Source organism: Pseudomonas sp. KH_024_B2 (assembly GCF_057839965.1).
The window spans coordinates 1280680-1306896 of record NZ_CM174502.1 but is presented as its reverse complement, the minus strand read 5'-3'; the positions used below and the strand labels follow the sequence as shown (position 1 = coordinate 1306896).

Sequence of the window (26217 nt, the reverse complement as noted above, 5' to 3'; positions counted from 1 at the left end):
GATGATCGGTATCAGCTTTACCCGGAAAACCATGGCGGCGCGCAAGCGTATCGCCCTGGTTGCCCATGACCACTGCAAGGTGTTCCTGCTCGACTGGGCCGAACGGCAAAGGGACAATCTGGCCCAGCATGACCTGGTCGCTACCGGCACCACCGGCCTGTTGCTGAGCAAAAGGCTTGAGCTGCCCGTGGAAAGCATGATCAGCGGTCCACTGGGCGGCGATCAGCAGCTCGGTGCGCGGATCGCCGAGCAGCGGGTGGACATGCTGGTGTTTTTCTGGGACCCCTTCGAGCCACAGCCCCACGACCCGGATATCAAGGCATTGCTGCGGGTCGCGGCGGTCTGGAACATCCCGGTGGCCTGCAATGAATGCAGTGCCGATTATCTACTCAGCAGCCCGCTGATGGATCAACCGCATTCGTACCGGATTCCCGATTACGAGGCTTACCTGCAGAGCCGTAAATAATTCTCTCACAAAGTAGTACTTGACCATTCGCGCAGATGATAAGCATTATCATTTGCTGAAAAATGGATCAGGTCCTACTGTGAGTCAATCGCGCTTCAATCACGTCTTCCTCGCTCAGCGAGTTTCTCTGCTGCGCACGCTGGAGCGGATGGTCAACAACCACAGCACCGCCGAGGACCTCTTGCAGGAAACCTACCTGCGAGTGACCCGAGCCTTGAGCGAACGGGCCATCGATCATCTGGAGCCCTTCGTTTTTCAGACCGCCCGCAACCTTGCTCTGGATCATCTGCGCTCGCGGCGTATCCAGGCCCGAACCCTGCTCGAAGACGTCCCGCTGGACGTGGTTCAGAGCGTCGCCGCGCCCCTGAGCAGTGCTGAAGATGCCGCCCATGCCGAACAGTTGCTCGAACGCCTGAACATCAGCCTCAGCCAACTCAGCCCCCGCCAACAGCAGATTTTCATTCTCAGCCGCCTGCACGGGCACAGCTATCTGGAGATTGCCGAGAAGCTCGGCGTGTCGTTGAGTACCGTGCAAAAGGAGTTGAAGCTGATCATGGCGATCTGCATCGGCGTTGCTGAACGTCTAAACAGCTGATCAGTCTGTAGGACTGTTTGCTACCCTTAGCCCTCTTTCCAGATCTCTCTTCAAAAAACAGCCGTGCGCAGACACCGCCGAGGAACACCCGTGACGGACACTAACCGATTCCGCCCGCCAGTCATGGCGCCGGACACTTCCAGCGACAATGCCATGGACCAGGCGCTGGATTGGCTGATCGTGCTGGAAAGTCCAAGCGAAGAGCAAACCCGGCAATTCCATGACTGGTTGGCGGCCTCGCCATTGCACGCCGAGGCTTTTACCAAAGCCCAGGCCATCTGGAACGGCCCGCAGGTGGCGCAGTGCGCGCAAAACCTCAGGGCGAAACGCAAAACATCCATCCTCACCCGCCTGCGCCCGAACTGGAAGCCGCTGGCCACAGCGGCCGTGTTGATGCTCGGTCTGTTCAGTTTCAGCGACCTGCCGCTGCGCTTGCAGGCCGATCATCTGACCGTGGTCGGTGAGCGCCAGCGTCTGCAACTGGAGGATGGCTCCCAAGTGCTGCTCAACACCCGTTCGGCCTTCTCCAGCACCATCAACGACCAGCAGCGCCTTGCCCGTCTGTATCAGGGCGAGGCGTTTTTCGACGTGCCGGCCAATCGTGGTCAGCCGCTGGAAATCGCTGCCGGCCCGGTCCGGGCCAGCGCGCGCGATAGCGCATTCGCCGTGCGTTATCTGGATGGCGTGGCTCAGGTCAGGGTTCAGCGCGGTGACGTCGATCTGCAGGCAACCCATGACGCTGCACAAGTACGGCTGTCCGCCGGGGAAAGTATCCGCATCGGCCCGAATGGTTTTGATCGGCCGGCCAGGCTCGATGCCGCCACCGATCTGGCCTGGGTCCAGGGCCGACTGGTGTTCGAGAACTGCCCGCTGAGCCAGGTGCTGGCGGAACTGCGTCGCTACTATCCGGGCTGGATCATCAACACCAACGAGCAGTTGGCCGACGTCGCCGTCACCGGCAATTACCGCCTCGACCAGCCACTGGACGTGGTCCGTTCCCTCGCCCACATCACTTCCGCCAGGCTTCAGGAATTCCCCGCGCTGGTGATCTTGAACTAAATGAGAATTATTTTTACTCGATAGCTGAAGCTCATTCGTCTCGTTATAGCCAATGCAATTGATTCGCATCTCGAGATGCCGATCAGCACCTATAAAGATTCGTGCGACACGGAGCGCTATCGATGTCCTCTCGCCTTACCCGCCAGTCCTCTTCACCTTCACGCGTATTGTCCCTGTTGACTGCCGCCATCCTGATAGCAGGCAGCGCACCGCTCATGGCCGCCGCCGCCGCCGAGCAACCGAGCCGCAACATGGGCGATTATTCGTTCGCCATTGCACAGCAGCCACTGGTGTCGGCGCTCAATGCGTTTACCGCCGTCACGGGCTGGCAAGTCGGCTTGTCGGCCGAACTGGCTGAAGGCGTGGCCTCGCCGGGTGTGCGGGGTTCGTTGCCGCCGGAAAAAGCCCTGGATAGCCTGTTGGTGGGGACCAACCTGAGCTATCGCAAACTGGGCAATAACAACATCGTGCTGGAAAAACGCAGCAACAGCGGTGCCCTCAATCTGCAACAGGTGACCATCAGCGCCACCCGTCAGGAACAGGACGTGACCACGGTGCCGAGCACTGTCACGGTTCACACCCGTGAAGAACTGGACCGACAGAACGTCAACAGCATCAAGGAACTGGTGCGCTACGAGCCGGGTGTTTCGGTGGGTGGTGCAGGCACCCGTGGCGGCATCAGCGGCTACAACATCCGCGGCATCGATGGCGACCGGATTCTGACTCAGGTCGATGGCGTAGCGATTCCCAACGGCTTCTTCAACGGCCCGTACGCCAAGACCCAGCGCAATTACGTTGATCCGGAAATCGTCAAACGCGTGGAGATCCTGCGCGGCCCGGCGTCGGTGCTCTACGGCAGCAACGCGATTGGCGGGGCAGTGAGCTATTTCACTCTCGACCCGGACGACATCATCAAACCCGGCGAGGATTTCGGCGCACGCCTGAAGACCGGCTACAGCTCTGCCGACGAGAGCTGGCTGAAATCTGGCACCGTCGCCGGCCGCGTCGAGCAGTTCGACGGCCTGCTGCATTTCAGCCAGCGCGACGGTCACGAAACCGACTCCTTCGGCAGCAACAACGGCACCGGTCTGGACCGCACCGCTGCCAACCCGGAAGACGTGCGCACCAGCAATGTGCTGGCCAAACTGGGCTGGAACTACAACGAAGATTCGCGTCTGGGCCTGACCTACGAAAAATACAAGGATGATCGCGACACCAATCAGAAAAGCGCGGTAGGTGGCCCGTTCGACAAGGGCCAGGGCCAAGGCATGTACCGTTCGCGTACCGGTAACGACACCATTACCCGCGAGCGTTTCGGCCTGGAAAACAGCTTCGCCCTCGATACCGCAGTGGCCGATCACCTCAAATGGAGCCTGAACTACCAGATCGCCAAGACCGACCAACGCACCCTGGAAAACTACTTTCCGTTTACCCGCAACGTCATGCGCAGCCGCGACACGCTTTACCAAGACCGCCAATGGGTACTCGATGCTCAGTTGGACAAGGCTTTCAGCATCGGTGAGACCGATCACCTGCTGACCTACGGCACCACCCTCAAGCAACAGAAAGTCACTGGTTCGCGCAGCGGTAACGGCACTTGTCTGGCGGTCGGTCGTGGTTGCACGGCCATCGGCGCCATCAGCCCGGCCGATGTGCTGAAGAAGTCCAGCGACTTCCCGGACCCGACCATCAACACCTACAGCCTGTTCGCCCAGGATCAAATCAGCTGGAACCAGTGGACCTACCTGCCGGGCCTGCGCTACGACTACACCCAGCTCAAGCCGCACATCACCGAGGAATTCCTCAACACCGTCGCCGCCGATGGCAAAGGCACGGTCAGCGACAAGAACAAGATCTGGGAGCGTGTGTCGCCCAAGTTCGGTCTGACCTATGCGCTGACCGATCAGTACACCTGGTACGGTCAATACGCTGAAGGTTTCCGCACTCCGACCGCCAAGGCGCTGTACGGCCGCTTCGAGAACACCACCACCGGCTACAGCGTGGCGCCCAACCCGGACCTGGAACCGGAAAAAAGTAAAAGCTACGAGAGCGGTCTGCGCGGTAATTTCGAGTCTGGCTCGTTCGATGTGGCGGTGTTCTATAACAAATACCGCGACTTCATCAACGAAGACGCGATCAAACCCGGCTACACCGAGACCACGTTCCAGAGCAACAACATCAAGCACGCCACCATCAAGGGTGTGGAAGTCAAAGGTCGCCTGCAACTGGACCGCCTCGGCGCACCACAAGGTCTCTACACCCAGGGTTCGGTGGCCTATGCCTACGGTCGCAACAACGACACCGGCGAGCCGATCAACAGCGTCAACCCGCTGACCGGCGTGTTTGGCCTGGGCTACGATCAGGACAACTATGGCGCCTTGCTCAGCTGGACCCTGGTCAAGAAGAAAGATCGCGTCGACGACAGCAACTTCAAATCGCCGGACGGTGTCAGCAGCCAGTTCAAAACGCCAGGCTTCGGCATTCTCGACCTCAGCGGTTTCTACAAGGTTACCGACGACGTCACCGTCAGCGCCGGCCTCTATAACCTGACCGACAAGAAGTACTGGTTGTGGAATGACGTGCGCGGTTACGACAGCGTCGGCGAAGCCTCGGTGACGCAACCGGCCAACCTCGATCGCCTGACCCAACCGGGTCGCAACTTCGCGGTCAATCTGGTCTGGGATATCTGACCCGGTGTCCTCCCCGCGCTCTTTTTACATGAGCGCGGGGAGTTTTTTTTACTGTCCGGCGCCGTCCCGTTCGTCTCGTTATCTAGCGCCTCTTTTTCTCAAGGACTTCTCATGACCACTCAGGACACTGTTCAACGCCCGACTCTGCGTTCGCAACGTTTGAACCAGATCACCCACTCGCCACATACCAAACTCGATGCTCTGGTCAAAGCCCATGCACCGTTCGAAACCCGGGCCAGCTTCGCGCGTTTCGTGGTTGCCCAGTATTTGTTTCAGTCGGAGCTGGTGACGCTGTACAACTATGCCGAACTGATCGCCATCGTCCCGGACCTGCCCGTTCGTTGCCGCGCCGAACAGGCGAAGGCTGACCTCGCCGATCTCGAGACAGAGGTGCCGGCGGCGGTCACCGGTGCGGTTAAAAACCCGAGCAAAGCCCAAGCCCTGGGCTGGATCTTCGTTTCCGAGGGCTCGAAACTTGGCGCGGCGTTTTTGATCAAGCGCGCCGTCGCCCTGGGCCTGAGCGACACCTTCGGTGCCCGTCATCTCGGTGAGCCGGCCGGCGGTCGTGCCGAAGGCTGGAAAAGCTTCATCAAAACCCTCGATGGGCTGGAGTTCAGCGTTGAGGAAGAGGCTGATGTCGAAAAGGGGGCGATTGATGCGTTCAACCGCTTTACCGTTCTCCTCGAACAGGCTTACGCCACCACCCCCGAACTCGCCTGACTGAATGCAACCCCTTGTGGGAGCGAGCCTGCTCGCGATAGCGGACTAACATTCACCCTCTAGGTGACTGACAGCTCGCTCCCACAGGGTATGTGTATAACCGCAAGCCTTACGATACACCTTGAGCCCCATGCCTCACCCAGCCACCTCAAAACTCACCCAACTGCTTTTCGGCCTGCTGGCCTACGTCAGCCTCGGCATTGGCCTCATCGCCATTGTCGTGCCTGGCCTGCCGACCACCGAATTCATCCTGCTGGCCGCCTGGGCCGCGACCAAAAGCTCGCCGCGCCTGAGTGCCTGGCTGGAGAACCACCGGTTGTTCGGGCCGATTCTGAGCAACTGGCGTAACGGCAAAATCATCGCCCGCCGGGCCAAGGTCAGCGCCACCCTGAGCATGTTGTTGTGTGCCGGATTAATGCTGGCAATCCTCGAACACAGCTGGCCGATCTACCTGGCCATTGCCGGCATGAGCCTGGGCAATCTGTGGATCTGGTCAAGGCCGGAGTCGCTAACCCAACCATCCTGAAACACCCAGATCCCCTTTGATCTATGCTGTCCTCTCCTCCGGAGGCCTTCGATGACTGGTTTTCTGACATCCATTCAAGCCGCACTCGGCTTGCCGCAACCCCCTGAAGCCATCGCATGCTGCTCGAGCAAACGACCTGGGGCCCGGCGCATCGTCTACAGGTGCCACTGAAAATGACCGGCACGCCACTGCAATGGACGATCCCGGCCGGGGAGTTGGGTTCGCACCGGGCTCAATGGTGGTGACCGGCAAAAAGGGAATGCACCAATGCACTGGCAAAGTCGCGGTGATCGGTTCACTCTCGGACATCGAAGCGATCGTCCAGGGCAAGGCCGGCACCGGCATTACCTATCTGTAATAACCTCTGGGCAGGCCCATGGTCTGCCCTTCTTCAGCCCTTGAGGAGAGACGCCTATGGCCACGTTCGAGCCCGGTCACCTGCATTTCGAGCGCTATGCGCTCAACAAGGACGACTACAGCTACAACCTCCATCTTGACTATGAAGTCGCTCAGGATCCGAAGGAAGGCCAAGGCATGTGCTTCACGCTGCACGGCACGATCGAGGGCAAGGACCTGAAGGAAGCATTCTTCCTGCCCAAGGACCAGGCCTTCGACTTTGCTCGCCACGCCACCCATATTGCACAGAAATACGGCATGCCCAAGACTGCCAGCTTTGTCTCGATGCACAAATACTACGACGAGATGTTCGAGGACGTACGCAAGCAACTCGATATCAAGTCCGGCGACCCGGTGAAGCCCGAACATCTGGAATAACCCCCTATCCCTGTGGGAGCGAGCTTGCTCGCGATAGCGGTCGGACAGTCGACATCTCTGTTGAATGTTAATCCGCCTTCGCGAGCAAGCTCGCTCCCACAGGAGATCATCGTTACCTGAAGCCCTGCGCCGGATTTCACCTAACCCCCTCCTCCAAGGCATACTTGCCACCCTCCGCATTCCAGAACCGTCAGCCGCCCCATGCGTATCCACGTCAGTTTCATCGACCGCGTCGGCATTACCCAGGAAGTCCTGGCCCTGCTGGGTGGGCGCAATCTCAATCTGGATGCGGTGGAGATGGTTCCGCCCAACGTCTACATCGACGCCCCGACCTTGAGCCCACAGGTGCTGGAAGAGCTGCGCGATGCCCTTTTCAGCGTGCGCGGCGTACAAGCGGTAACCGTGGTCGACATCCTTCCCGGCCAGCGTCGTCATCTGCAACTCGATGCCTTGCTCGCGGCGATGACCGATCCGGTGCTGGCCCTCGACAGCGCTGGCAAAGTGCTATTGGCCAACCCGGCGTTGATTGCCCTGTACGGCCGCGAACCCGCCGGGGAAAGCATCGCCGAACTGTTTGCCGATCCGGCGCTGCTGGAGGCGTTGCTCGAACATGGCTTCCGCCTGCCGTTGCGTGAAATCACCGTCAACGGCCAGACCTTGCTACTCGACGCCACACCGATCACCGACGCCGGAGCCCTGCTGACGCTGTACCAGCCCAATCGCATCGGTGAGCGTCTGTCCGCGCTGCACCACGACCATGCCGAAGGCTTTGATGCACTGCTTGGCGAGTCCCCGGCGATCCGTACCCTCAAGGCTCGCGCCCAGCGTGTCGCGGCCCTCGATGCACCCTTGTTGATCCAGGGCGAAACCGGCACCGGCAAAGAGCTGGTGGCTCGCGCTTGTCATGCAATCAGCGCACGCCACAGTTCGCCGTTCCTGGCGCTGAACTGCGCGGCGCTGCCGGAAAACCTCGCCGAAAGTGAACTGTTTGGCTACGCCCCCGGCGCCTTCACTGGCGCTCAACGCGGTGGCAAGCCGGGGCTGATGGAACTGGCGAACCAAGGCACGGTGTTCCTTGACGAGATCGGTGAGATGTCACCGTACCTGCAAGCCAAACTGCTGCGTTTTCTCAACGACGGCAGCTTCAGGCGCGTGGGTGGTGATCGCGAGGTCAAGGTCAACGTGCGGATCCTCAGTGCGACCCACCGCGACCTGGAAAAGATGGTCAACGAAGGCAGCTTTCGTGAAGACCTGTTCTATCGCTTGAACGTGCTGAACGTCGAAGTCCCGCCGCTGCGTGAACGCGGTCAGGACATCCTGCTGCTGGCGCGCTACTTCATGCAGCAGGCCTGTGCGCAGATCCAGCGCCCGGTCTGTCGCCTGGCCCCCGGTACTTACCCGGCGCTGCTCGGCAACCGCTGGCCAGGCAATGTCAGACAGTTGCAGAACGTGATCTTCCGCGCCGCTGCAATATGCGAAAGCACCTTGGTGGACATCGGAGATCTGGACATCGCCGGCACCTCCGTGGCGCGTCAGAGCGACACCGAAGTCGACAGTCTGGAACAGGCGATGGAAGAGTTCGAGAAGACCCTGCTGGAAAAACTCTACGTCAATTACCCCTCGACCCGGCAACTGGCCAGCCGCCTGCAAACATCTCATACCGCGATTGCTCATCGGCTGCGCAAGTATGGCATTCCGAACAAGCTTTGACTTCTGCAGGAACACAATCCCATTACCAACATAGAACCACTGTGGGAGCGAGCTTGCTCGCGATAGCGGAGTGTCAGTCGATAATGATGGCGACTGACACTCCGCTATCGCGAGCAAGCTCGCTCCCACAGGTACTGCATTGCCTTCAAAACAGGGTTCAAAAACGACCTTCATCTGTACTGAAAGCGCTACAGTGGAACGATATCGCTACACACTTCGATAATCGCCGCTGCGCAAGGCTTTGATCCTCATAGGCTTTTTTCTTCGCCTCAGGCTGTAGCGATTTCGCTACAACCATGGATTTCCACATCCACTCAAAAACACCCAAACCATTGATTTATAAACAATAAATAACATTGGCCGCGATTTTGCTTAATAACTCCCCATTCAGCTCTGCCCTGCACGAGCATTCAATCGCGTCCACCAGACGAGTCTGGCCCCTGAGGAGTTTCCATGAGCGAGTTGCGTTTTACTGAAGATCACGAATGGCTGCGCGCCGAAGCTGACGGCAGCGTAACCGTCGGCATCACCGCTTTCGCGCAGAACGCGCTGGGCGATGTGGTTTTCGTGCAACTGCCGGACCTGCAGTCCTACGACAAAGGCGCAGAAGCGGCGACCGTTGAATCAGTAAAAGCCGCCAGCGGCGTTTACATGCCTTTGGACGGTGAAGTGGTTGAAACCAACCCGGCCCTCGAGAGCAGCCCTGAACTGGTCAACGAAGATCCCCTGGGCGAAGGCTGGTTCTTCCGCTTCGTCCCGGCAGACGCCAGCGCTGTCGGCAAATTGCTGGATCAAGACGCCTACGACCGTCTGATCAAAGCCAACGCCGAAGCCTGAGGAGCGCCGACATGACTATCAACCTGAGCACCGCCAACGAATTCATCGCGCGCCACATCGGCCCGCGTTCGGGCGATGAGCAAGCCATGCTCAACAGCCTCGGCTTCGATTCCCTGGAAGCCCTGAGCGCCAGCGTCATCCCGGACAGCATCAAGGGCACCAGCGTGCTCGGCCTGGAAGACGGCCTGAGCGAAGCCGATGCCCTGGCCTCGATCAAAGCCATCGCCGCGAAAAACCAGCTGTTCAAGACCTACATCGGCCAGGGTTACTACGGCACCCACACGCCGTCGCCGATCCTGCGCAACCTGCTGGAAAACCCGGCTTGGTACACCGCCTACACCCCGTATCAGCCGGAAATCTCCCAGGGCCGTCTGGAAGCGCTGCTGAATTTCCAGACCCTGATCAGCGACCTGACCGGCCTGCCGATCGCCAACGCCTCGCTGCTCGATGAAGCCACCGCCGCTGCCGAAGCCATGACCTTCTGCAAACGCCTGAGCAAGAACAAGGGCAGCCACGCGTTCTTCGCGTCGGTGCACTGCCACCCGCAGACCCTCGACGTCTTGCGCACCCGTGCCGAGCCGTTGGGCATCGACGTGGTGGTCGGTGACGAGCGCGAACTGACGGAGGTCAGCGCGTTCTTCGGCGCCCTGCTGCAATACCCGGCGAGCAACGGCGACCTGTTCGACTACCGCGAACTGACCGAACGGTTCCACGCCGCCAATGCGCTGGTCGCGGTGGCCGCTGACCTGCTGGCCCTGACCGTACTGACCCCGCCGGGCGAATTCGGCGCCGACGTAGCCATCGGCAGTGCGCAACGCTTCGGCGTGCCGCTGGGCTTCGGTGGCCCGCACGCGGCCTACTTCTCCACCCGCGACGCGTTCAAGCGCGACATGCCCGGCCGTCTGGTCGGTGTGTCCGTGGACCGTTTCGGCAAGCCGGCCCTGCGCCTGGCCATGCAGACCCGCGAGCAACATATCCGCCGCGAGAAAGCCACCAGCAACATCTGCACCGCCCAGGTGCTGCTGGCCAACATCGCCAGCATGTACGCCGTCTATCATGGCCCGAAAGGCCTGACGCAGATCGCTAATCGCATTCATCACCTGACTGCGATCCTCGCCAAAGGCTTGAGCGCACTCGGCCTGAACGTCGAGCAAGAAACCTTCTTCGACACCCTGACGGTTAAAACCGACGCGCAAACTGCCGCCCTGCACGACAAGGCCCGCGCCCAGCGCATCAACCTGCGTGTGGTCGATGCTGAGCGTCTCGGTCTGTCCCTCGACGAAACCACCAGCCAGACCGACATCGAAACCCTGTGGAGCCTACTGGCCGACGGCAAAGCACTGCCGGACTTCGCCGCCCTCGCCGCCGCGGTCGAAAGCCGCATCCCGGCTACTCTGGTGCGCCAATCGCCGATCCTCAGCCACCCGGTGTTCAACCGTTACCACTCGGAAACCGAGCTGATGCGCTACCTGCGCAAGCTGGCCGACAAGGACCTGGCGCTGGATCGCACCATGATCCCGCTGGGTTCCTGCACCATGAAACTCAACGCCGCCAGCGAAATGATCCCGGTGACCTGGGCCGAGTTCGGTGCCCTGCACCCGTTCGCCCCGGCCGAGCAGAGCGCCGGCTACCAGCAACTGACCGACGAACTGGAAGCGATGCTCTGCGCCGCCACCGGTTACGACGCGATTTCCCTGCAACCGAACGCCGGCTCGCAAGGCGAATACGCTGGTCTGCTGGCGATCCGCGCCTACCACCAGAGCCGTGGCGAAGACCGTCGCGACATCTGCCTGATCCCGTCGTCCGCCCACGGCACCAACCCGGCCACCGCCAACATGGCCGGCATGCGCGTGGTGGTCACCGCCTGCGATGCCCGGGGCAACGTCGACATCGAAGACCTGCGCGCCAAGGCCATCGAGCACCGCGAACACCTCGCCGCGTTGATGATTACCTACCCCTCGACCCACGGCGTGTTCGAAGAAGGCATCCGCGAAATCTGCGGGATCATTCACGACCACGGCGGCCAGGTGTACATCGACGGCGCCAACATGAACGCCATGGTCGGCCTCTGCGCACCGGGCAAGTTCGGCGGCGACGTGTCGCACCTGAACCTGCACAAAACCTTCTGCATCCCCCACGGCGGTGGCGGCCCGGGCGTCGGCCCGATTGGCGTCAAGTCGCACCTGACGCCGTTCCTGCCGGGGCATGGCACGATGGAGCGCAAGGAAGGCGCGGTCTGCGCCGCACCGTTCGGCAGCGCGAGCATTCTGCCGATCACCTGGATGTACATTCGGATGATGGGCGGCGCCGGCCTCAAGCGTGCTTCGCAGCTGGCGATCCTCAATGCCAACTACATTTCCCGGCGCCTCGAAGAGCACTACCCGGTGCTGTACACCGGCAGCAACGGCCTGGTGGCCCACGAATGCATCCTCGACCTGCGCCCGTTGAAAGACAGCAGCGGCATCAGCGTCGATGACGTCGCCAAACGCCTGATCGACTTCGGCTTCCACGCCCCGACCATGTCCTTCCCGGTGGCCGGCACGTTGATGATCGAACCGACCGAAAGCGAATCCAAAGAAGAACTGGACCGCTTCTGCGACGCCATGATCCGCATCCGCGAAGAAATCCGCGCGGTGGAAAACGGCACGCTGGACAAGGACGACAACCCGCTGAAAAACGCGCCGCACACCGCACAGGAAATCGTTGGCGAGTGGACGCATCCGTACAGCCGTGAGCAAGCGGTGTACCCGGTTGCCTCGTTGATCGAAGGCAAGTACTGGCCACCGGTCGGCCGGGTCGACAACGTGTTCGGCGATCGCAACCTGATCTGCGCCTGCCCGTCGATCGAAAGCTACGCTTAAAACTGTGTGGGGCGAGGTCACTCGCCCCACACAAGAACACCGCATATCCCTTGTGGGAGCGAGCTTGCTCGCGAAGACGGTGTGTCAGTTGACATCAATGTTGTCTGTCACGCCGCTTTCGCGAGCAAGCTCGCTCCCACAGGACCGCAGCCCCCATAAGATCTATGTCGGTCCTCATAACAAGAAACCGGAGAACAACCATGTCGTTAAGCGTGTTCGACCTGTTCAAGATTGGCATCGGCCCCTCCAGCTCCCACACCGTCGGCCCGATGCGCGCCGCTGCGCGCTTCGCCGAAGGTCTGCGCCGTGAAGGGCTACTGGCCGCAACCACCTGCGTCAAAGTCGAGCTGTACGGCTCACTCGGCGCCACCGGCAAGGGCCATGGCAGCGACAAGGCTGTGTTACTGGGCCTGGAAGGTGAACATCCGGACACCGTGGACACCGAAACCGTCGCCGCCCGCCTGCAGGACATTCGCGGCAGCGCACGTTTGAACCTGCTCGGCGAACACAGCATTGCGTTCAACGAGAAAGAACACCTGGCGATGATTCGCAAACCGCTGGCCTATCACCCCAACGGCATGATTTTTCGTGCCTTCGATGCCGCCGGTATACAGGTCCGCAGCCGCGAGTACTACTCGGTAGGCGGCGGCTTCGTCGTCGATGAAGATGCAGCAGGCGCTGATCGCATCGTCGAAGACGCCACGCCGCTGACCTTCCCGTTCAAGAGTGCCAAGGACTTGCTTGGCCATTGCACCACCTACGGCCTGTCCATCAGCCAGGTGATGATGACCAATGAAAGCGCCTGGCGCCCGGAAGCGGAAACCCGTGCCGGCCTGCTGAAGATCTGGCAAGTGATGCAGGACTGCGTCGCCGCCGGTTGCCGCAATGAAGGGATTCTGCCCGGCGGTTTGAAGGTCAAACGTCGTGCGGCGGCGCTGTATCAGCAATTGTGCAAGAGCCCTGAAGCGGCCCTGCGCGATCCACTCTCGGTGCTCGACTGGGTCAATCTGTACGCCCTCGCGGTCAACGAAGAAAACGCCAACGGCGGGCGCGTGGTCACGGCACCGACCAATGGTGCGGCAGGGATTGTTCCTGCGGTTTTGCATTACTACATGCGCTTCATCCCGGGCGCCAACGAAGACGGCGTGGTGCGTTTTCTGCTCACTGCGGCGGCGATCGGCATTCTGTACAAGGAAAACGCCTCGATCTCCGGTGCCGAAGTCGGCTGCCAGGGCGAGGTTGGCGTCGCCTGCTCGATGGCTGCCGGAGCGCTCTGCGAAGTGCTGGGCGGCACTGTGCAACAGGTCGAAAACGCCGCCGAGATCGGCATGGAACACAACCTCGGGCTGACCTGCGACCCGATTGGCGGCCTGGTCCAGGTGCCGTGCATCGAACGCAACGCCATGGGCTCGGTGAAAGCCATCAACGCGGTGCGCATAGCCCTGCGCGGCGACGGTCAACACTACGTCTCCCTCGACAAGGTCATCCGCACCATGCGCCAGACCGGCGCTGATATGAAAAGCAAGTACAAGGAAACCGCCCGTGGCGGTTTGGCGGTCAACATTATCGAGTGCTGATGCGCACGCATTGGCATCTGCACAACTTTTCAGGAGCTGAACATGTCCACCGAACAACTGTTGAAAACCCCACTGCACGCCCTGCATCTGGAACTCGGCGCGCGCATGGTGCCATTCGCCGGCTACGACATGCCGGTGCAATACCCGCTGGGCGTGATGAAGGAACACCAGCACACCCGTGATCAGGCCGGGTTGTTCGATGTTTCGCACATGGGCCAGATTCGCCTGACCGGCGCCAATGCCGCCAAGGCGCTGGAAACCCTGGTGCCGGTGGACATCATCGACCTGCCGGTGGGCATGCAACGTTATGCGATGTTCACCAATGAAACCGGCGGCATTCTCGATGACCTGATGGTCGCCAATCTCGGCAACGACGAACTGTTCCTGGTGGTCAATGCCGCCTGCAAGGATCAGGATCTGGCGCACCTGCGCAAACACCTCGGCGACCAGTGCCAGATTCAGCCACTGTTCGAAGAACGCGCCCTGCTCGCCCTGCAAGGCCCGGCGGCGGTAACGGTACTGGCGCGCCTGGCTCCAGAAGTATCGAAGATGACCTTCATGCAGTTCGCCAGCGTGAAGTTGCTGGGCGTGGACTGCTACGTCAGCCGTTCCGGTTACACCGGTGAAGACGGTTTCGAAATTTCCGTTCCGGCCGCCAACGCAGAAGCCCTGGCTCGCGCACTATTGGCTGAACCAGAAGTGGCAGCGATCGGCCTCGGTGCCCGCGATTCATTGCGCCTGGAAGCCGGTCTGTGCCTCTACGGCCACGACATGAACACCGAGACCACCCCTATCGAGGCCAGCCTGCTCTGGGCGATCTCCAAGACTCGTCGCGCCGATGGCCTGCGTGCCGGTGGCTTCCCTGGCGCAGAAACCGTGTTCGCTCAGCAACAAGCCGGTGTGAGCCGCAAGCGGGTCGGTCTGTTACCTCAGGAACGCACTCCAGTACGTGAAGGGGCGGAAATCGTCAACGAAGCAGGCGCTGTGATCGGTACCGTATGCAGCGGCGGCTTTGGACCAACGTTGGGCGGCCCATTGGCCATGGGTTACCTTGACAGTCATTACATGGCAATCGACACACCCGTATGGGCGATCGTACGTGGGAAAAAGGTGCCTATGAGTGTAAGCAAAATGCCATTTGTGCCACAACGCTACTATCGCGGTTGATTGACTGTTTCCATCAGTAACGCGGTTGCGTTAACAGTGCACTAATCTGTAACGCAACCGCCATAAAGCAGTGCATGCTTTTGACTATGAGTTTCGATAGTGAACTTTTTTATATCAGTCGAAAACAATTGAACTGCCCTATCGGATAAGCCCCCTCGTTACTCTGAAAACCCCCATCACACTGAGCAAAACCGCGGCTTCGAAGGGGGTTGTCTTTTCTCCCTTAGTTGGCGTAGAGTTTCTTCACTGTGTTTGCATGGGTCGCTTGGAACCGTGACCTGGGCAGTAGCCATAAGTTTGCTACACCCGTTCTACGTGTCTTGATTTCCTGCAACCAGCCCCAGCACTCTTTCAGGTGAAAGAGGCTGCCATTAATTTTTAGCGTCAAAGGAAATAAGAAATGTCCCAACGTCAGAGCGGTACCGTCAAGTGGTTTAACGACGAAAAAGGTTTTGGTTTTATCACTCCAGAAAGCGGTCCGGATCTGTTCGTCCATTTCCGCGCTATTCAGGGCAACGGCTTCAAGAGCCTGAAAGAAGGCCAGAAAGTGACTTTCATTGCTGTGCAAGGCCAGAAAGGCATGCAGGCTGACGAAGTACAAGCAGAAGCCTGATCTTCCCCAACGAAAAAGCCCCTGATGCTGACATCAGGGGCTTTTTTGTGCGCGTAATTCCGTAAAATGGCTTTTTTTCAGCCGAGAACTCTGTCATGTCGAAACACCTGCTAAGCCCACAAGGCGACTTTCCCGCCGCCGGCCTGGGCCGTCGCCTGGCAGCGATGTTCTATGACTTCCTGTTGTGCACTGCCCTGTTGATCGTCACCGGGGGCATTTATAAAATGGTCCAGATGGCAATCATCGGCGAAGAAAAAATGCGCGCCCTGACCGACTCCGGCGCCCTGGACGGTGATCCGCTGCTTTCAACGATTTTGCTGTTCGTCCTGTTTGGCTTCTTCGCCAAGTTCTGGACCTGGTCCGGTCAGACCCTTGGCATGCAAGTCTGGTGCATCCGGGTGCAGAATCCCGATGGTACAGCGATCAGCCTGTGGCAGGCCTTGCTGCGCTTCGTCGTGGCGATTGCTTCGCTGCTTTGTGTAGGCTTGGGGTTCATCTGGTCCCTGTTCGACAAACAGAAACGCAGCTGGCACGACATCTACTCAAACAGCCAGCTGGTGCGGATTCCAAAGAAGACGAAGTAGCTTCAGATGTACACAAAACCTGCCACAGGCTGCGATCTTTTGATTGGATTTTTGGGTGTATATCCGTTGCTGCGGTAACGGCCACTTGGGTCGGGGTACATATCCGTTTCTGCGGTAACGGCTGCCTGGGGTCGGGGGACATATCCGTTTCTGCGGTAACGGCTGCTTGGGGTCGGGGGACATATCCATTCCTGCGGTAACGGCCACTTAGGGTTACGCCCTTACGGCGTGTCACTTTCGAAAAGCGCGAAAGTAACCAAAGCGCTTCTGCCCCTCCATTCGGTGCCTCGCTAAGGCTCGGCATGCCCTCACTCCGGCATTGCTCCGGGGGCCCGCCGCGATCGGCCTCTGGGAAAGGGGCAGGCAGATCCAAAGCCGAAGCAGAGCAACAGCAGAAGCAACAGCAGAAGCAACAGCAGAAGCAACAGCAGAAGCAACAGCAGAAGCAACGGCAACGGCAACGGCAACGGCAACGGCAACGGCAACGGCAACGGCAACGGCAACGGCAAGATCAACAGCTTCGCGAGCAAGCTCGCTCCCACATTAATGGCTCGGCGTACCACTCGCTTTTCACCACTCAACAGGCCGAGCGTTAGCTCGCCTGCAGCTTTTGATCTTGATGCACCGCCCCCTCGAGAGGCCGAGCACAGGTTCTGCGCAGTGGGCAACCCGGCATGGATGCCGGGTTAGCCGCGCACGGCCATGGATGGCCGATCGCGGCGGGCCCACGGAGCAGGACCGGAGCGAGGGCATGCCGAGCCTAGGCGAGGCACCGAACGAAAGGGGCAAAAGCCCTTGGTTACTTGGGGCTTTTCCAAGTGACCCGCCGTCAGGGCGGAACCCTAAGTGGCCGTTACCGCAGGAATGGATATGTACACCAGCAAGAGATTGGTCGGCTGTCAGGCCGCCATCGCGAGCAAGCTCGGCTCCCACATAAATCGGTGTACATCCGTGAGAGACCGGCTGCCTTCACGCACGCAAAAAAAAAGGGCGACCGAAGTCGCCCAAAATGCCTTGCGTGCTCATGTACCGGAAAGACCTAAGGCCTTTTGCGCTTATGTGCGTCTCTCCAGATAAAAAACCCAAAACCTGCGAAAAACAGAACCATGAGGCTGACTGTCAGCACTCCGGCGATCACCACGTTATCGAAATACATGACCGACCTTCCTGCACTTGCCCTGTTGCGATAGGGCTAAGTTAACCAATCAGGCGTCGATAAAAATTGACCGGGATCAATAGCACCCGAAACAAGGCGTAAAGGAGGGAAATAACTGACCTGCATCAACGGATACAAGGTGTTTCAACGCTTCTTCGGTTTGTTTTTCGATTTTTTCCTGGATTTCCCCAACGGCATGGCCTGCTCGAATGCCTGGCGCACTTCGTTCAGGCGCTTTTCATTGAGGTCATGCACGCGCTTGGCACGTTCGGAATTCAGGTCTATCAGCTTGTCGTCTTGGCTCATGGCGTTGATAGCATCGTCTGGCTGTCGGTCGAATTCAGGCGCAGCAGTTGTGTAGCAACCGCTCTGCACGCCGAGGGTCTGCCAATAATGCGGTGTGATGCGGGCGCTGACTAGTCGAGTATTCAATAGCAATGATGTCTCGACGCTAAACCTCGACATCCACCCACAAGCCCTGACGCGGTTGATCTTCCATCAGCGGCACCACGGGGACGGTGTTGTCCGCGTTCAGCTCGTCGCCGGGAATGGCCAAATGCTCTTCCGGGTCTTCTTCGGCTTCACGGCGGCGCTTGTTTCGCTCTTGCTGGCGCTGCTGCTCTTCACGCAACAACAAAGCCGAATGCTCGGCATCGCGCTTTTGCAGGTCGATGGTGCTTTCATTGGAGCTCGGTTCCACCGGCACGACAGGCGGGATATCCGGCCTGGGCCGGACCGGATCCTGCTGAGAAGTGATCGGCACGGCACTCAAGGGGAGCATCGGTGGCAGCATAATTAGTAGTCTCCTGTCAGCAGGCTGTCGGCTGTCGTGGTAACGACTTGAGCCATCGGTCGAAAACTTGTGAGCCGCTCGTCACCGGAGTTGCCGCAGGCTGCGACCCTTTCAGGCGGACAACGCAGTACTTCTGTGCCCTTCGGCAGTTTCTACACACGTAACCCTTTGGTCTGAAGGTCTCATTCCGTTAAGATAGTCGGCTTTTTCAAGGCGGGAGTCAGGCAGCATGGCGCAGCAGTATCAACCGGGGCAACGCTGGATTAGTGACAGCGAAGCCGAGCTGGGTTTAGGCACCGTTCTGGCACAGGACGGTCGCTTGCTGACCGTGCTCTATCCGGCCACTGGCGACACTCGCCAGTACGCGCTACGGAATGCGCCCCTCACCCGCGTGCGGTTTTCGCCAGGTGACTCGATCACTCACTTCGAAGGCTGGAAGCTGACCGTGCGCGAAGTCGACGATGTCGACGGCCTGCTGGTCTACCACGGGCTCAACGGGCAGAACGAAGTGGTCACGCTGCCGGAAACCCAACTGTCGAACTTCATCCAGTTCCGTCTGGCCAGCGACCGGCTGTTCGCCGGGCAAATCGACCCGCTGGCATGGTTCTCGCTGCGTTACCACACCCTCGAACACACCAGCCGCCAGTTGCAATCGTCGCTCTGGGGCTTGGGTGGCGTACGTGCACAACCTATCGCACACCAACTGCACATTGCCCGCGAAGTTGCCGACCGTATCGCCCCGCGGGTTCTGCTGGCCGACGAAGTGGGTCTGGGCAAGACCATCGAAGCCGGTCTGGTGATCCATCGCCAACTGCTCTCGGGCCGTGCCAATCGGGTGTTGATCCTGGTTCCGGAAAACCTCCAGCACCAGTGGCTGGTGGAGATGCGTCGGCGCTTCAACCTGCAGGTTGCGCTGTTCGACGCTGAACGCTTTATCGAAAGCGATGCGGCCAACCCCTTCGAAGACACTCAGCTTGCCCTCGTTGCATTGGAGTGGCTGGTCGAAGACGAGAAGGCTCAGGACGCGCTGTTCGCTGCCGGTTGGGACCTGATGGTGGTCGACGAAGCTCACCACCTGGTCTGGCATGAAGATCAGGTCAGCCCGGAATACGCACTGGTCGAGCAGCTTGCGGAAACGATCCCAGGCATCTTGCTGCTGACCGCGACCCCGGAACAGCTGGGCCAGGACAGTCACTTCGCCCGTCTGCGCCTGCTCGATCCAAACCGTTTCCATGACCTGCACGCGTTCCGCGCCGAAAGCGAAAACTATCGCCCGGTGGCCGAAGCCGTTCAGGAGCTGCTGGATCAGGGCCGTTTGTCCCCGGCCGCACACAAAACCATTCAAGGCTTCCTCGGCGACGAAGGTGAAGCCCTGCTCATCGCCGTCAATGATGGCGATGCTGAAGCCAGCGCTCGCCTGGTCCGTGAACTGCTGGACCGCCACGGCACCGGCCGTGTGCTGTTCCGCAACACTCGCGCTGCCGTGCAAGGTTTCCCGGAGCGCAAGCTGCATCCGTACCCGCTGCCGTGCCCGGACGAATACCTCGAGCTGCCGCTGGGCGATCACGCCGAGCTATACCCGGAAGTCAGCTTCCAGGCCCAGCCGGACGCCAACGAAGAAGAGCGCTGGTGGAAGTTCGACCCACGGGTCGAGTGGCTGATCGATACGCTGAAGATGCTCAAGCGCACCAAAGTGCTGGTGATCTGTGCCCACGCCGAAACCGCAATGGACCTGGAAGACGCCCTGCGCGTGCGTTCCGGCATCCCGGCCACGGTCTTCCACGAAGGCATGAACATCCTCGAACGAGACCGCGCTGCCGCCTACTTCGCCGATGAAGAGTTCGGCGCCCAAGTGCTGATTTGCTCGGAAATTGGCAGTGAAGGCCGCAACTTCCAGTTCTCGCACCATCTGGTGCTGTTCGATCTGCCGTCGCACCCGGACCTGCTGGAACAGCGGATCGGTCGTCTGGACCGGATCGGCCAGAAGCACGTCATCGAACTGCACGTGCCGTACCTGGAAACCAGCCCGCAAGAGCGCTTGTTCCAGTGGTATCACGAAGCGCTGAATGCCTTCCTCAACACCTGCCCAACCGGTAACGCCCTGCAACATCAGTTCGGCCCACGCCTGCTGCCGCTGCTGGAAAGCGCCGACGACGGCGAATGGCAAGCCCTGATCGACGAAGCACGCGCAGCGCGTGAGCACCTGGAAAGCGAGCTGCACACCGGTCGCGACCGTTTGCTGGAGCTCAACTCCGGCGGCTCGGGCGAAGGCGATGCGCTGGTCGAGGCGATCTTCGAACAGGACGATCAGTTCGCCCTGCCGATCTATATGGAAACCCTGTTCGACGCCTTTGGTATCGACAGCGAAGACCATTCGGAAAACGCCCTGATCCTCAAGCCGAGCGAAAAAATGCTCGACGCCAGCTTTCCGCTGGGCGACGACGAAGGCGTGACCATCACCTATGACCGCAACCAGGCGCTGTCTCGCGAAGACATGCAGTTCATCACCTGGGAGCACCCGATGGTCCAGGGCGGCATGGATCTGGTGCTGTCCGGCTCGATGGGCAACACCGCCGTCGCGCTGATCAAGAACAAGGCGCTCAAGCCCGGCACCGTGTTGCTGGAACTGCTCTACGTCAGTGAAGTGGTTGCCCCGCGCTCGCTGCAACTGGGCCGTTACCTGCCGCCGGCCGCCCTGCGCTGCCTGCTCGATGCCAATGGCAACGACTTGTCGACCCGGGTTTCCTTCGAGACCTTGAACGACCAGCTGGAAAGCGTGCCACGGGCCAGCGCCAACAAGTTTGTCCAGGCCCAGCGCGATCAGCTGACGCCAAGGATCAACGCCGGTGAAGAGAAGATCACCCCACGCCACGCCGAACGTGTGGCCGAAGCGCAACGTCGTCTGGCCGCCGACACCGATGAAGAACTGGCGCGCCTGACCGCCCTGCAAGCGGTCAACCCGACCGTGCGTGACAGCGAACTGATCGCCCTGCGCCAGCAACGCGAGCAAGGCCTGGCCATGCTCGACAAAGCGGCTTTGCGTCTGGAAGCGATTCGGGTGTTGGTGGCGGGTTAATACCTGCCCTGCCCCGCTAAAACAAAAGGCCCGCAGCGATGCGGGCCTTTTTTTGTCTGCTTGATTGTTGTGGTGTTGCCGATGGCCTCATCGCGAGCAAGCTCGCTCCCACACTGGATCTCGGTCGCTCGCAATCTCGCGGTTCACACAGAACAAATGTGGGAGCGAGCTTGCTCGCGATGAAGGCGCCGCGGTCTCTCTACGCAGTCACCGCCGGAATCTGCGGTTCAACCGGCACCAGACCTTCCTTCATTCGCTGCGCATCCCGGACGAAACAACGCGAGGCCTGAAACAGGAACAGCATGGTCAAAAACAGCGCCACCGGAATCAGGTACATCGCGTCATGCAGGCCAACGGCTTTGAACGCCTCGGTCATCTGCCCGGCACCGGCCGAAAGCATCGCCGCATAAGCAAAGTGATCGGAGAGCCCGCCGACCACCACCGGCCCCAAACCGCCGCCCAACAGATATAACCCGGCAAAAAACAACGCCATGGCCGTGGCCCGCAAACGTGGCTCGACCACGTCCTGAATCGCCGTGTAGACACAGGTATAGAAGTTGTAAGCGAACAACCAGCCGACGCTGAACACCGCGACAAACACCCCGATCTCGATCCGTCCGGCATGCAGCGCCCAAGCGGTGGCCAGGGTCGAGATGATCAGGCTGCAGGCTGCAAACAGCAGTCGACCGTTAGCCACTCGCTGGTGAATCTTGTCGGCGACCCAGCCACCGAGGGTCAAACCGACGAGTCCGGTCACGCCGACAATCACCCCGGTCGCCACGGCGGCGTCCTGCAACGGCATCAGGAAATAACGCTGCAGCATCGGCACCAAAAAGGCGTTACAGGCATAGGTGGCGAAGTTGAAGGTCAGGCCCGCCAGCACCAGCCACAGGAAGGTAGGGATAGCCAGCACCCGGCGAATCGGCCGATCGACCCGCTCCTGAGAGACCTGGACGGTTTCCGCCGCGCCGCGTTGCGGTTCCTTGATGAAGAACATGAACACCGCCAACAGCAACCCCGGTACCGCAGCGATGAAGAATGGCGCACGCCAGCTGTCGAACGCCTTGACCATCGCGCCGATGGTGAAAAACGCCAGCAACAGGCCCAGCGGCAACCCGAGCATGAAGATCCCCATGGCCCGCGCCCGCCGATGGGCAGGAAACAGATCGCCGATCAACGAATTGGCGGCCGGCGCATAACTTGCTTCACCGATACCTACCCCCATGCGCACCAGCAGGAACCCCCAGAAACTACCGACCAGGCCATTGACCGCGGTCAACCCACTCCACGCCGCCAGGCCCCAGCCCATCAATTTGCTGCGCGAACCGGTGTCGGCCATCCGCCCTAAAGGCAGGCCGGCAATGGCATAGACGATGGTGAAGGCGGTGCCGATGATCCCGATCTGAAAGTCGCTCAGCTGCCACTCCATGCGGATTGGCTCGATGATGATGGCCGGGATGGTGCGATCGAAGAAGTTGAACAGATTGGCCAGAAACAGCAGGAACAGAATGCGCCAGGCATTCGACGCTTGGTTCGAGTTCTGCATGGGGTCCGTCTCTTTTATTGTTATTGGGGCTTGATCGCCAGAGGCATCCGAGCCCGGAATCAGCAATCTAGACAGCCCTGCCCTGGCTGTCTGTAATGATTCGTAAAGCTGATATCCCCTCATGGGAATCGCGACAGAATGGATAACCGCTTATTTCGAAAGGTTCTTGAGCTCATTGCGAAATCATTGGCAGCAAGGTGCCACTACCGTTTGCTGTCTGTGCACGACCTCTATACTCCAGGGATTCGCCAGCGCGTATGGCGCTGGTGCGACATGATTCAGTAATGGGGCATGCTATGGATTGGCTTGGTTTGCATTTTATTACCGAGCTCCCGGAGAGTGGACAGGTCGTACTTGATTGCAGTCATAACCACTTTCTGGTGCTCTTGGCTTACGTGGTCGCCTGCGCGGCCGGTTTCGCCGTTCTGGACATGGCCGAACGGGTCGGCCATGTGGAAAAACCCGAATCCCGGCGGATCTGGTGCCTGGTTGGTGCCTGTTGTCTGGCTGGCGGTATCTGGGCCATGCACTTCATCAGCATGCTGGCGTTCCAGGCGCCGATTGAAATCCGTTACGAGCTGCCAATTACCCTCTTGTCGCTGTTGATCGCCTTTATTGCATCATTGCTGGCGATGAACACCCTCAGTCACGCACACCTGCATCTGCGGCAGTACCTGAAAGCATCGGTGTGGATGGGCCTGGGAATTGCCGCCATGCATTACGTCGGCATGGCCGCCATGCGCTCGAATGCCACTGCCTACTACCACCCCACGCTGTTTGGCTTATCCATCGCGATCGCCATTGGCGCCAGCCTCACAGCCTTGTTGCTGTCGCGGTATCTGCGTAATGGCCGCGGCATATTCCATCAACTACTCAAGTACTCAGCCAGCCTGGTGCTTGGAGGCGGGATCGTCAGCATGCACTTTACCGGCATGTGGGCTCTGACCCTGGTTCTACCCGCCGGCAACCTTGTGCAACTCCCCGCCGATAACAATCATATGCAGCTGGCGCTGACCCTCGCCGTCATCACCTTGTTGATCATTGGCAGCAGCATCAGCGCCGCACTGGCCGACAAGAAACTGCAAAACAAGGAACACGACCTGCGCCGGGTCAACGAGTTGCTCAGCCAACTGGATCAAGCTCGCGTATCACTGCAGCAAGTGGCCCACTACGACGCCTTGACCAACCTGCTCAATCGCCGCGGCTTCAACCAGATCTTCGCCGAGAAACTCATCGAGAAAAGCGCCCACGACGGCATGCTGGCGGTGTTATTTCTGGATATCGATCACTTCAAGCGTATCAACGACAGCCTCGGCCATGACGCCGGCGACGAATTGCTGAAAGTCCTCGCCAACCATATCAAAGGCGCGACCCGCAACCATGACGATGTGGTGGCACGCTTTGGCGGTGATGAATTCTGCATTCTGATCAGCCTCTATCATCGCGATGAAGCACGAAACATAGCGCAACGGATCATGCTGAAAATGAAGGAGCCCATCGAACTGTCCGGACGACGCATGGTCATGACCACCAGCATCGGCATCAGCGTGTTTCCCGACGACGGCAGGACCTGCGAAGAACTGCTGAAAAACGCTGATTTGGCGCTGTATCAATCCAAAGGCAGCGGTCGTAACGGGCTGCATTTCTTCAGTCCCAACCTGAAAACCAGAGCCACTCTCGAGCTGCAACTCGAAGAGGAACTGCGCAACGCGCTGCGTGATGAGGTCGGGTTGATGCTCTATTATCAACCGATCCTTGACTTGAAAAGCGGTCGGGTCACCAAACTTGAAGCTCTGGTTCGCTGGCAACATCCAGTACATGGTTTGCTGCTGCCCGACCGGTTCATCGGTATTGCCGAGGCCAACGGGCTGATCGCCGAGCTGGATAATTGGGTGCTGCGCAAAGCCTGCGAAGATTTGAGCGAGCTTTCCGGGCATGGATGTGAAGAACTGAAAATCGCCGTGAACTGTTCGGCCCTGAACCTGGGACGCGAAGAACTCGTCGATGAAATCGAGAGTGCGCTGCGAGCCGCAGGCGTTGCTCCGCAACGGCTGGAACTGGAAGTCACCGAAAACGCCCTGATGGGCAATATCGCCGACACGCTGGGACTGCTGCGGCAGATTCGCGCGCTCGGTGTTTCGCTGTCGATCGACGATTTTGGCACCGGTTATTCGTCCCTGGCCTATCTCAAACGCCTGCCGCTGGACACCTTGAAAATCGACCGATCATTTATCCAGGACATCCCCAACTCGACTCAGGATATGGAGATCGTCCAGGCCATTATCGTCATGGCCCATACCCTGCACCTGCAGGTGGTCACCGAAGGCGTCGTAACCGAGCAGCAATACGAATTACTCAACCATTACGGTTGTGATTACGTTCAAGGTTACCTGCTCAGCCGCCCGGTCCCCCTGTGGGAATTACGTCCGGTACTGAACGAAATCAACCAGCGCAAACATCACAGCCTGGACGCCCTCAATCTTCTGAACGTTGCTCACGATATAGATGGACTAACGTTGCGGGATCTTTTTCCTGATAGCCCTGACCACTATGCAGGCGCATCAGTTGTGCAGCCAATCCGCTGATGGGCGTTGCCGAGCCTTGCTCGCGGGAAAACTTCACGGCTGTATCCAGGTCCTTGAGCAGCGTGCGCACATGCCACTTCACCGGTTCGAAACGGCTTTCAGCCATTTGCGGAGCGAGAATCTGCAACGGTTTAGAGTCAGCAAAACCACCGGCCAAAGCCTCGGCAATCAATCCTGCATCGACACCTGAGCGCTCCGCCAGGGCCACTACCTCTGCGATCACCAGCGCATTGCAGGCGACGATCATCTGATTACAGGCCTTGGTCACCTGGCCCGCGCCAACAGCGCCCATATGAGTGACCCGCTGGCCCAGGTTCAAGAGCATTGGCCGGACACGCTCGACATCCGTCGCTTGCCCACCGACCATGATCGCCAGGCTGCCTGACTCAGCCCCCGAGGTACCGCCCGAGACCGGCGCATCCAGCCAGTTCATGCCTGTCGAGCTCAGCAACTGCGCGGCCATTTCCCGGGTGGCAGTCGGCTCAAGACTGGAGAAGTCCACCAGCAGTTTCCCGGCCCTTGCCCCCTGCGCCACGCCAGCCGTACCGAATACCACCTCTTGCACCACGGCCGTATCGGCCAGGCACAGCATCACCACATCGGCGTGCTGGCACAGCTCAGCGGGAGTAGCCACTTGCTGCGCTCCGGCCTCGACCAGCGGCGCACATTTTTGCGGATTGCGGTTCCACACCGTCAGCGGATAACCCGCAGCCAGCAGGCGTCGGCACATCGGCAAGCCCATCAAACCGATACCGGCAAACGCCAAAGAAGGTAACGCAGTACACATAAATCACTCCTTCCGGATTAAAGAACACCGATTATTGGCCGATTCATCATGATTCAGGAAAGGATTCCCCCTAGCGCATCTAAGGTTAAACCCTA

22 protein-coding genes and 1 pseudogene are annotated in these 26217 nt (G+C 59.7%); 17 read left to right on the top strand and 6 right to left on the bottom strand.

Annotation, left to right across the window (positions count from 1 at the left end; genetic code table 11):
* The first annotated feature begins 1 nt into the window (after position 1).
* The 15 genes and pseudogenes from AC3I0A_RS06140 to AC3I0A_RS06070 all read left to right on the top strand — a co-directional run bounded on the left by AC3I0A_RS06140 (position 2) and on the right by AC3I0A_RS06070 (position 16179).
* The gene (locus AC3I0A_RS06140) at positions 2-466 is read left to right on the top strand and encodes a methylglyoxal synthase (protein ID WP_489378434.1); all 465 of its coding nucleotides are present in this window, start codon (positions 2-4) and stop codon (positions 464-466) included.
* Positions 467-545: 79 nt separating this feature from the next.
* Positions 546-1061, top strand: a complete 516-nt coding sequence (locus AC3I0A_RS06135) for an RNA polymerase sigma factor (RefSeq protein ID WP_489376742.1) — start codon at positions 546-548, stop codon at positions 1059-1061.
* A gap of 90 nt (positions 1062-1151) precedes the next feature.
* On the top strand, positions 1152-2120 hold the full coding sequence (locus AC3I0A_RS06130; protein ID WP_489376741.1) for a FecR family protein: 969 nt from the start codon (positions 1152-1154) through the stop codon (positions 2118-2120).
* Positions 2121-2242: 122 nt separating this feature from the next.
* A complete protein-coding gene (locus tag AC3I0A_RS06125; RefSeq protein WP_489376740.1) occupies positions 2243-4810 on the top strand; it encodes a TonB-dependent receptor in 2568 nt (855 codons plus the stop codon).
* A 111-nt stretch (positions 4811-4921) separates the two neighbouring features.
* Positions 4922-5530, top strand: a complete 609-nt coding sequence (locus tag AC3I0A_RS06120; RefSeq protein WP_489376739.1) for a biliverdin-producing heme oxygenase — start codon at positions 4922-4924, stop codon at positions 5528-5530.
* Between the two features lie 130 nt (positions 5531-5660).
* Complete coding sequence (locus AC3I0A_RS06115; protein ID WP_489376737.1) at positions 5661-6056, top strand: YbaN family protein; 396 nt, start codon at positions 5661-5663, stop codon at positions 6054-6056.
* A gap of 116 nt (positions 6057-6172) precedes the next feature.
* A pseudogene (locus AC3I0A_RS06110) lies at positions 6173-6301 on the top strand (hypothetical protein); the annotation flags it as partial.
* 169 nt (positions 6302-6470) lie between these two features.
* Complete coding sequence (locus AC3I0A_RS06105; protein WP_489376736.1) at positions 6471-6830, top strand: DUF5064 family protein; 360 nt, start codon at positions 6471-6473, stop codon at positions 6828-6830.
* 201 nt (positions 6831-7031) lie between these two features.
* The gene (locus tag AC3I0A_RS06100) at positions 7032-8540 is read left to right on the top strand and encodes a sigma-54-dependent transcriptional regulator (RefSeq protein WP_489376734.1); all 1509 of its coding nucleotides are present in this window, start codon (positions 7032-7034) and stop codon (positions 8538-8540) included.
* A 453-nt stretch (positions 8541-8993) separates the two neighbouring features.
* Entirely contained in the window at positions 8994-9377 is a 384-nt protein-coding gene (gcvH, locus tag AC3I0A_RS06095; RefSeq protein WP_489376733.1) for a glycine cleavage system protein GcvH, read from the top strand.
* Positions 9378-9388: 11 nt separating this feature from the next.
* On the top strand, positions 9389-12238 hold the full coding sequence (gcvP, locus tag AC3I0A_RS06090; protein ID WP_489376731.1) for an aminomethyl-transferring glycine dehydrogenase: 2850 nt from the start codon (positions 9389-9391) through the stop codon (positions 12236-12238).
* Between the two features lie 200 nt (positions 12239-12438).
* On the top strand, positions 12439-13815 hold the full coding sequence (locus tag AC3I0A_RS06085; RefSeq protein ID WP_489376730.1) for an L-serine ammonia-lyase: 1377 nt from the start codon (positions 12439-12441) through the stop codon (positions 13813-13815).
* Between the two features lie 42 nt (positions 13816-13857).
* Complete coding sequence (gene gcvT, locus AC3I0A_RS06080) at positions 13858-14982, top strand: glycine cleavage system aminomethyltransferase GcvT (protein ID WP_489376729.1); 1125 nt, start codon at positions 13858-13860, stop codon at positions 14980-14982.
* A gap of 400 nt (positions 14983-15382) precedes the next feature.
* The gene (locus AC3I0A_RS06075; protein ID WP_007977299.1) at positions 15383-15595 is read left to right on the top strand and encodes a cold-shock protein; all 213 of its coding nucleotides are present in this window, start codon (positions 15383-15385) and stop codon (positions 15593-15595) included.
* Positions 15596-15690: 95 nt separating this feature from the next.
* Complete coding sequence (locus AC3I0A_RS06070) at positions 15691-16179, top strand: RDD family protein (protein WP_489376728.1); 489 nt, start codon at positions 15691-15693, stop codon at positions 16177-16179.
* A 308-nt stretch (positions 16180-16487) separates the two neighbouring features.
* On the opposite strand, the gene AC3I0A_RS06065 is transcribed toward AC3I0A_RS06070, so the two are convergent.
* From AC3I0A_RS06065 to AC3I0A_RS06050, 4 genes are all read right to left on the bottom strand, one after another.
* Positions 16488-16709, bottom strand: a complete 222-nt coding sequence (locus tag AC3I0A_RS06065) for a hypothetical protein (protein ID WP_489376727.1) — start codon at positions 16707-16709, stop codon at positions 16488-16490.
* Positions 16710-17218: 509 nt separating this feature from the next.
* Positions 17219-17335: a cytochrome c oxidase subunit CcoM gene (ccoM, locus tag AC3I0A_RS06060; protein WP_489376725.1), complete on the bottom strand. Its 117-nt coding sequence runs from the start codon at positions 17333-17335 to the stop codon at positions 17219-17221.
* A 144-nt stretch (positions 17336-17479) separates the two neighbouring features.
* On the bottom strand, positions 17480-17767 hold the full coding sequence (locus tag AC3I0A_RS06055; protein ID WP_489378623.1) for a hypothetical protein: 288 nt from the start codon (positions 17765-17767) through the stop codon (positions 17480-17482).
* A 19-nt stretch (positions 17768-17786) separates the two neighbouring features.
* The gene (locus tag AC3I0A_RS06050; RefSeq protein WP_489376724.1) at positions 17787-18128 is read right to left on the bottom strand and encodes an aspartate-semialdehyde dehydrogenase; all 342 of its coding nucleotides are present in this window, start codon (positions 18126-18128) and stop codon (positions 17787-17789) included.
* A 229-nt stretch (positions 18129-18357) separates the two neighbouring features.
* Here AC3I0A_RS06050 and rapA point away from each other — a divergent pair, with 229 nt between their 5' ends.
* Positions 18358-21204, top strand: a complete 2847-nt coding sequence (gene rapA / locus AC3I0A_RS06045) for an RNA polymerase-associated protein RapA (RefSeq protein WP_489376723.1) — start codon at positions 18358-18360, stop codon at positions 21202-21204.
* Between the two features lie 199 nt (positions 21205-21403).
* On the opposite strand, the gene AC3I0A_RS06040 is transcribed toward rapA, so the two are convergent.
* A complete protein-coding gene (locus AC3I0A_RS06040; protein ID WP_489376722.1) occupies positions 21404-22750 on the bottom strand; it encodes a spinster family MFS transporter in 1347 nt (448 codons plus the stop codon).
* 296 nt (positions 22751-23046) lie between these two features.
* On the opposite strand from AC3I0A_RS06040, the gene AC3I0A_RS06035 reads away from it, so the two are divergent.
* The gene (locus AC3I0A_RS06035; RefSeq protein WP_489376720.1) at positions 23047-25335 is read left to right on the top strand and encodes a putative bifunctional diguanylate cyclase/phosphodiesterase; all 2289 of its coding nucleotides are present in this window, start codon (positions 23047-23049) and stop codon (positions 25333-25335) included.
* Here the strand turns inward: AC3I0A_RS06035 and AC3I0A_RS06030 are convergent.
* Entirely contained in the window at positions 25226-26122 is an 897-nt protein-coding gene (locus AC3I0A_RS06030; RefSeq protein ID WP_489376719.1) for an NAD(P)-dependent oxidoreductase, read from the bottom strand. The genes AC3I0A_RS06035 and AC3I0A_RS06030 overlap by 110 nt on opposite strands.
* Positions 26123-26217 lie beyond the last annotated feature (95 nt).

What these genes read in the sequence shown, in the direction of transcription:
- AC3I0A_RS06100 (WP_489376734.1), top strand. Translation starts at nt 7,032, where the DNA reads ATGCGTATCCACGTCAGTTTCATCGACCGCGTCGGCATTACCCAGGAA.
- AC3I0A_RS06030 (WP_489376719.1), bottom strand. Translation starts at nt 26,122, where the DNA reads ATGTGTACTGCGTTACCTTCTTTGGCGTTTGCCGGTATCGGTTTGATG.
- AC3I0A_RS06120 (WP_489376739.1), top strand. Translation starts at nt 4,922, where the DNA reads ATGACCACTCAGGACACTGTTCAACGCCCGACTCTGCGTTCGCAACGT.
- AC3I0A_RS06125 (WP_489376740.1), top strand. Translation starts at nt 2,243, where the DNA reads ATGTCCTCTCGCCTTACCCGCCAGTCCTCTTCACCTTCACGCGTATTG.
- AC3I0A_RS06075 (WP_007977299.1), top strand. Translation starts at nt 15,383, where the DNA reads ATGTCCCAACGTCAGAGCGGTACCGTCAAGTGGTTTAACGACGAAAAA.
- AC3I0A_RS06105 (WP_489376736.1), top strand. Translation starts at nt 6,471, where the DNA reads ATGGCCACGTTCGAGCCCGGTCACCTGCATTTCGAGCGCTATGCGCTC.
- gcvH (WP_489376733.1), top strand. Translation starts at nt 8,994, where the DNA reads ATGAGCGAGTTGCGTTTTACTGAAGATCACGAATGGCTGCGCGCCGAA.
- gcvP (WP_489376731.1), top strand. Translation starts at nt 9,389, where the DNA reads ATGACTATCAACCTGAGCACCGCCAACGAATTCATCGCGCGCCACATC.
- rapA (WP_489376723.1), top strand. Translation starts at nt 18,358, where the DNA reads ATGGCGCAGCAGTATCAACCGGGGCAACGCTGGATTAGTGACAGCGAA.
- AC3I0A_RS06115 (WP_489376737.1), top strand. Translation starts at nt 5,661, where the DNA reads ATGCCTCACCCAGCCACCTCAAAACTCACCCAACTGCTTTTCGGCCTG.
- ccoM (WP_489376725.1), bottom strand. Translation starts at nt 17,335, where the DNA reads ATGTATTTCGATAACGTGGTGATCGCCGGAGTGCTGACAGTCAGCCTC.
- AC3I0A_RS06085 (WP_489376730.1), top strand. Translation starts at nt 12,439, where the DNA reads ATGTCGTTAAGCGTGTTCGACCTGTTCAAGATTGGCATCGGCCCCTCC.
- AC3I0A_RS06140 (WP_489378434.1), top strand. Translation starts at nt 2, where the DNA reads ATGATCGGTATCAGCTTTACCCGGAAAACCATGGCGGCGCGCAAGCGT.
- AC3I0A_RS06050 (WP_489376724.1), bottom strand. Translation starts at nt 18,128, where the DNA reads ATGCTGCCACCGATGCTCCCCTTGAGTGCCGTGCCGATCACTTCTCAG.
- gcvT (WP_489376729.1), top strand. Translation starts at nt 13,858, where the DNA reads ATGTCCACCGAACAACTGTTGAAAACCCCACTGCACGCCCTGCATCTG.
- AC3I0A_RS06035 (WP_489376720.1), top strand. Translation starts at nt 23,047, where the DNA reads ATGGATTGGCTTGGTTTGCATTTTATTACCGAGCTCCCGGAGAGTGGA.
- AC3I0A_RS06070 (WP_489376728.1), top strand. Translation starts at nt 15,691, where the DNA reads ATGTCGAAACACCTGCTAAGCCCACAAGGCGACTTTCCCGCCGCCGGC.
- AC3I0A_RS06040 (WP_489376722.1), bottom strand. Translation starts at nt 22,750, where the DNA reads ATGCAGAACTCGAACCAAGCGTCGAATGCCTGGCGCATTCTGTTCCTG.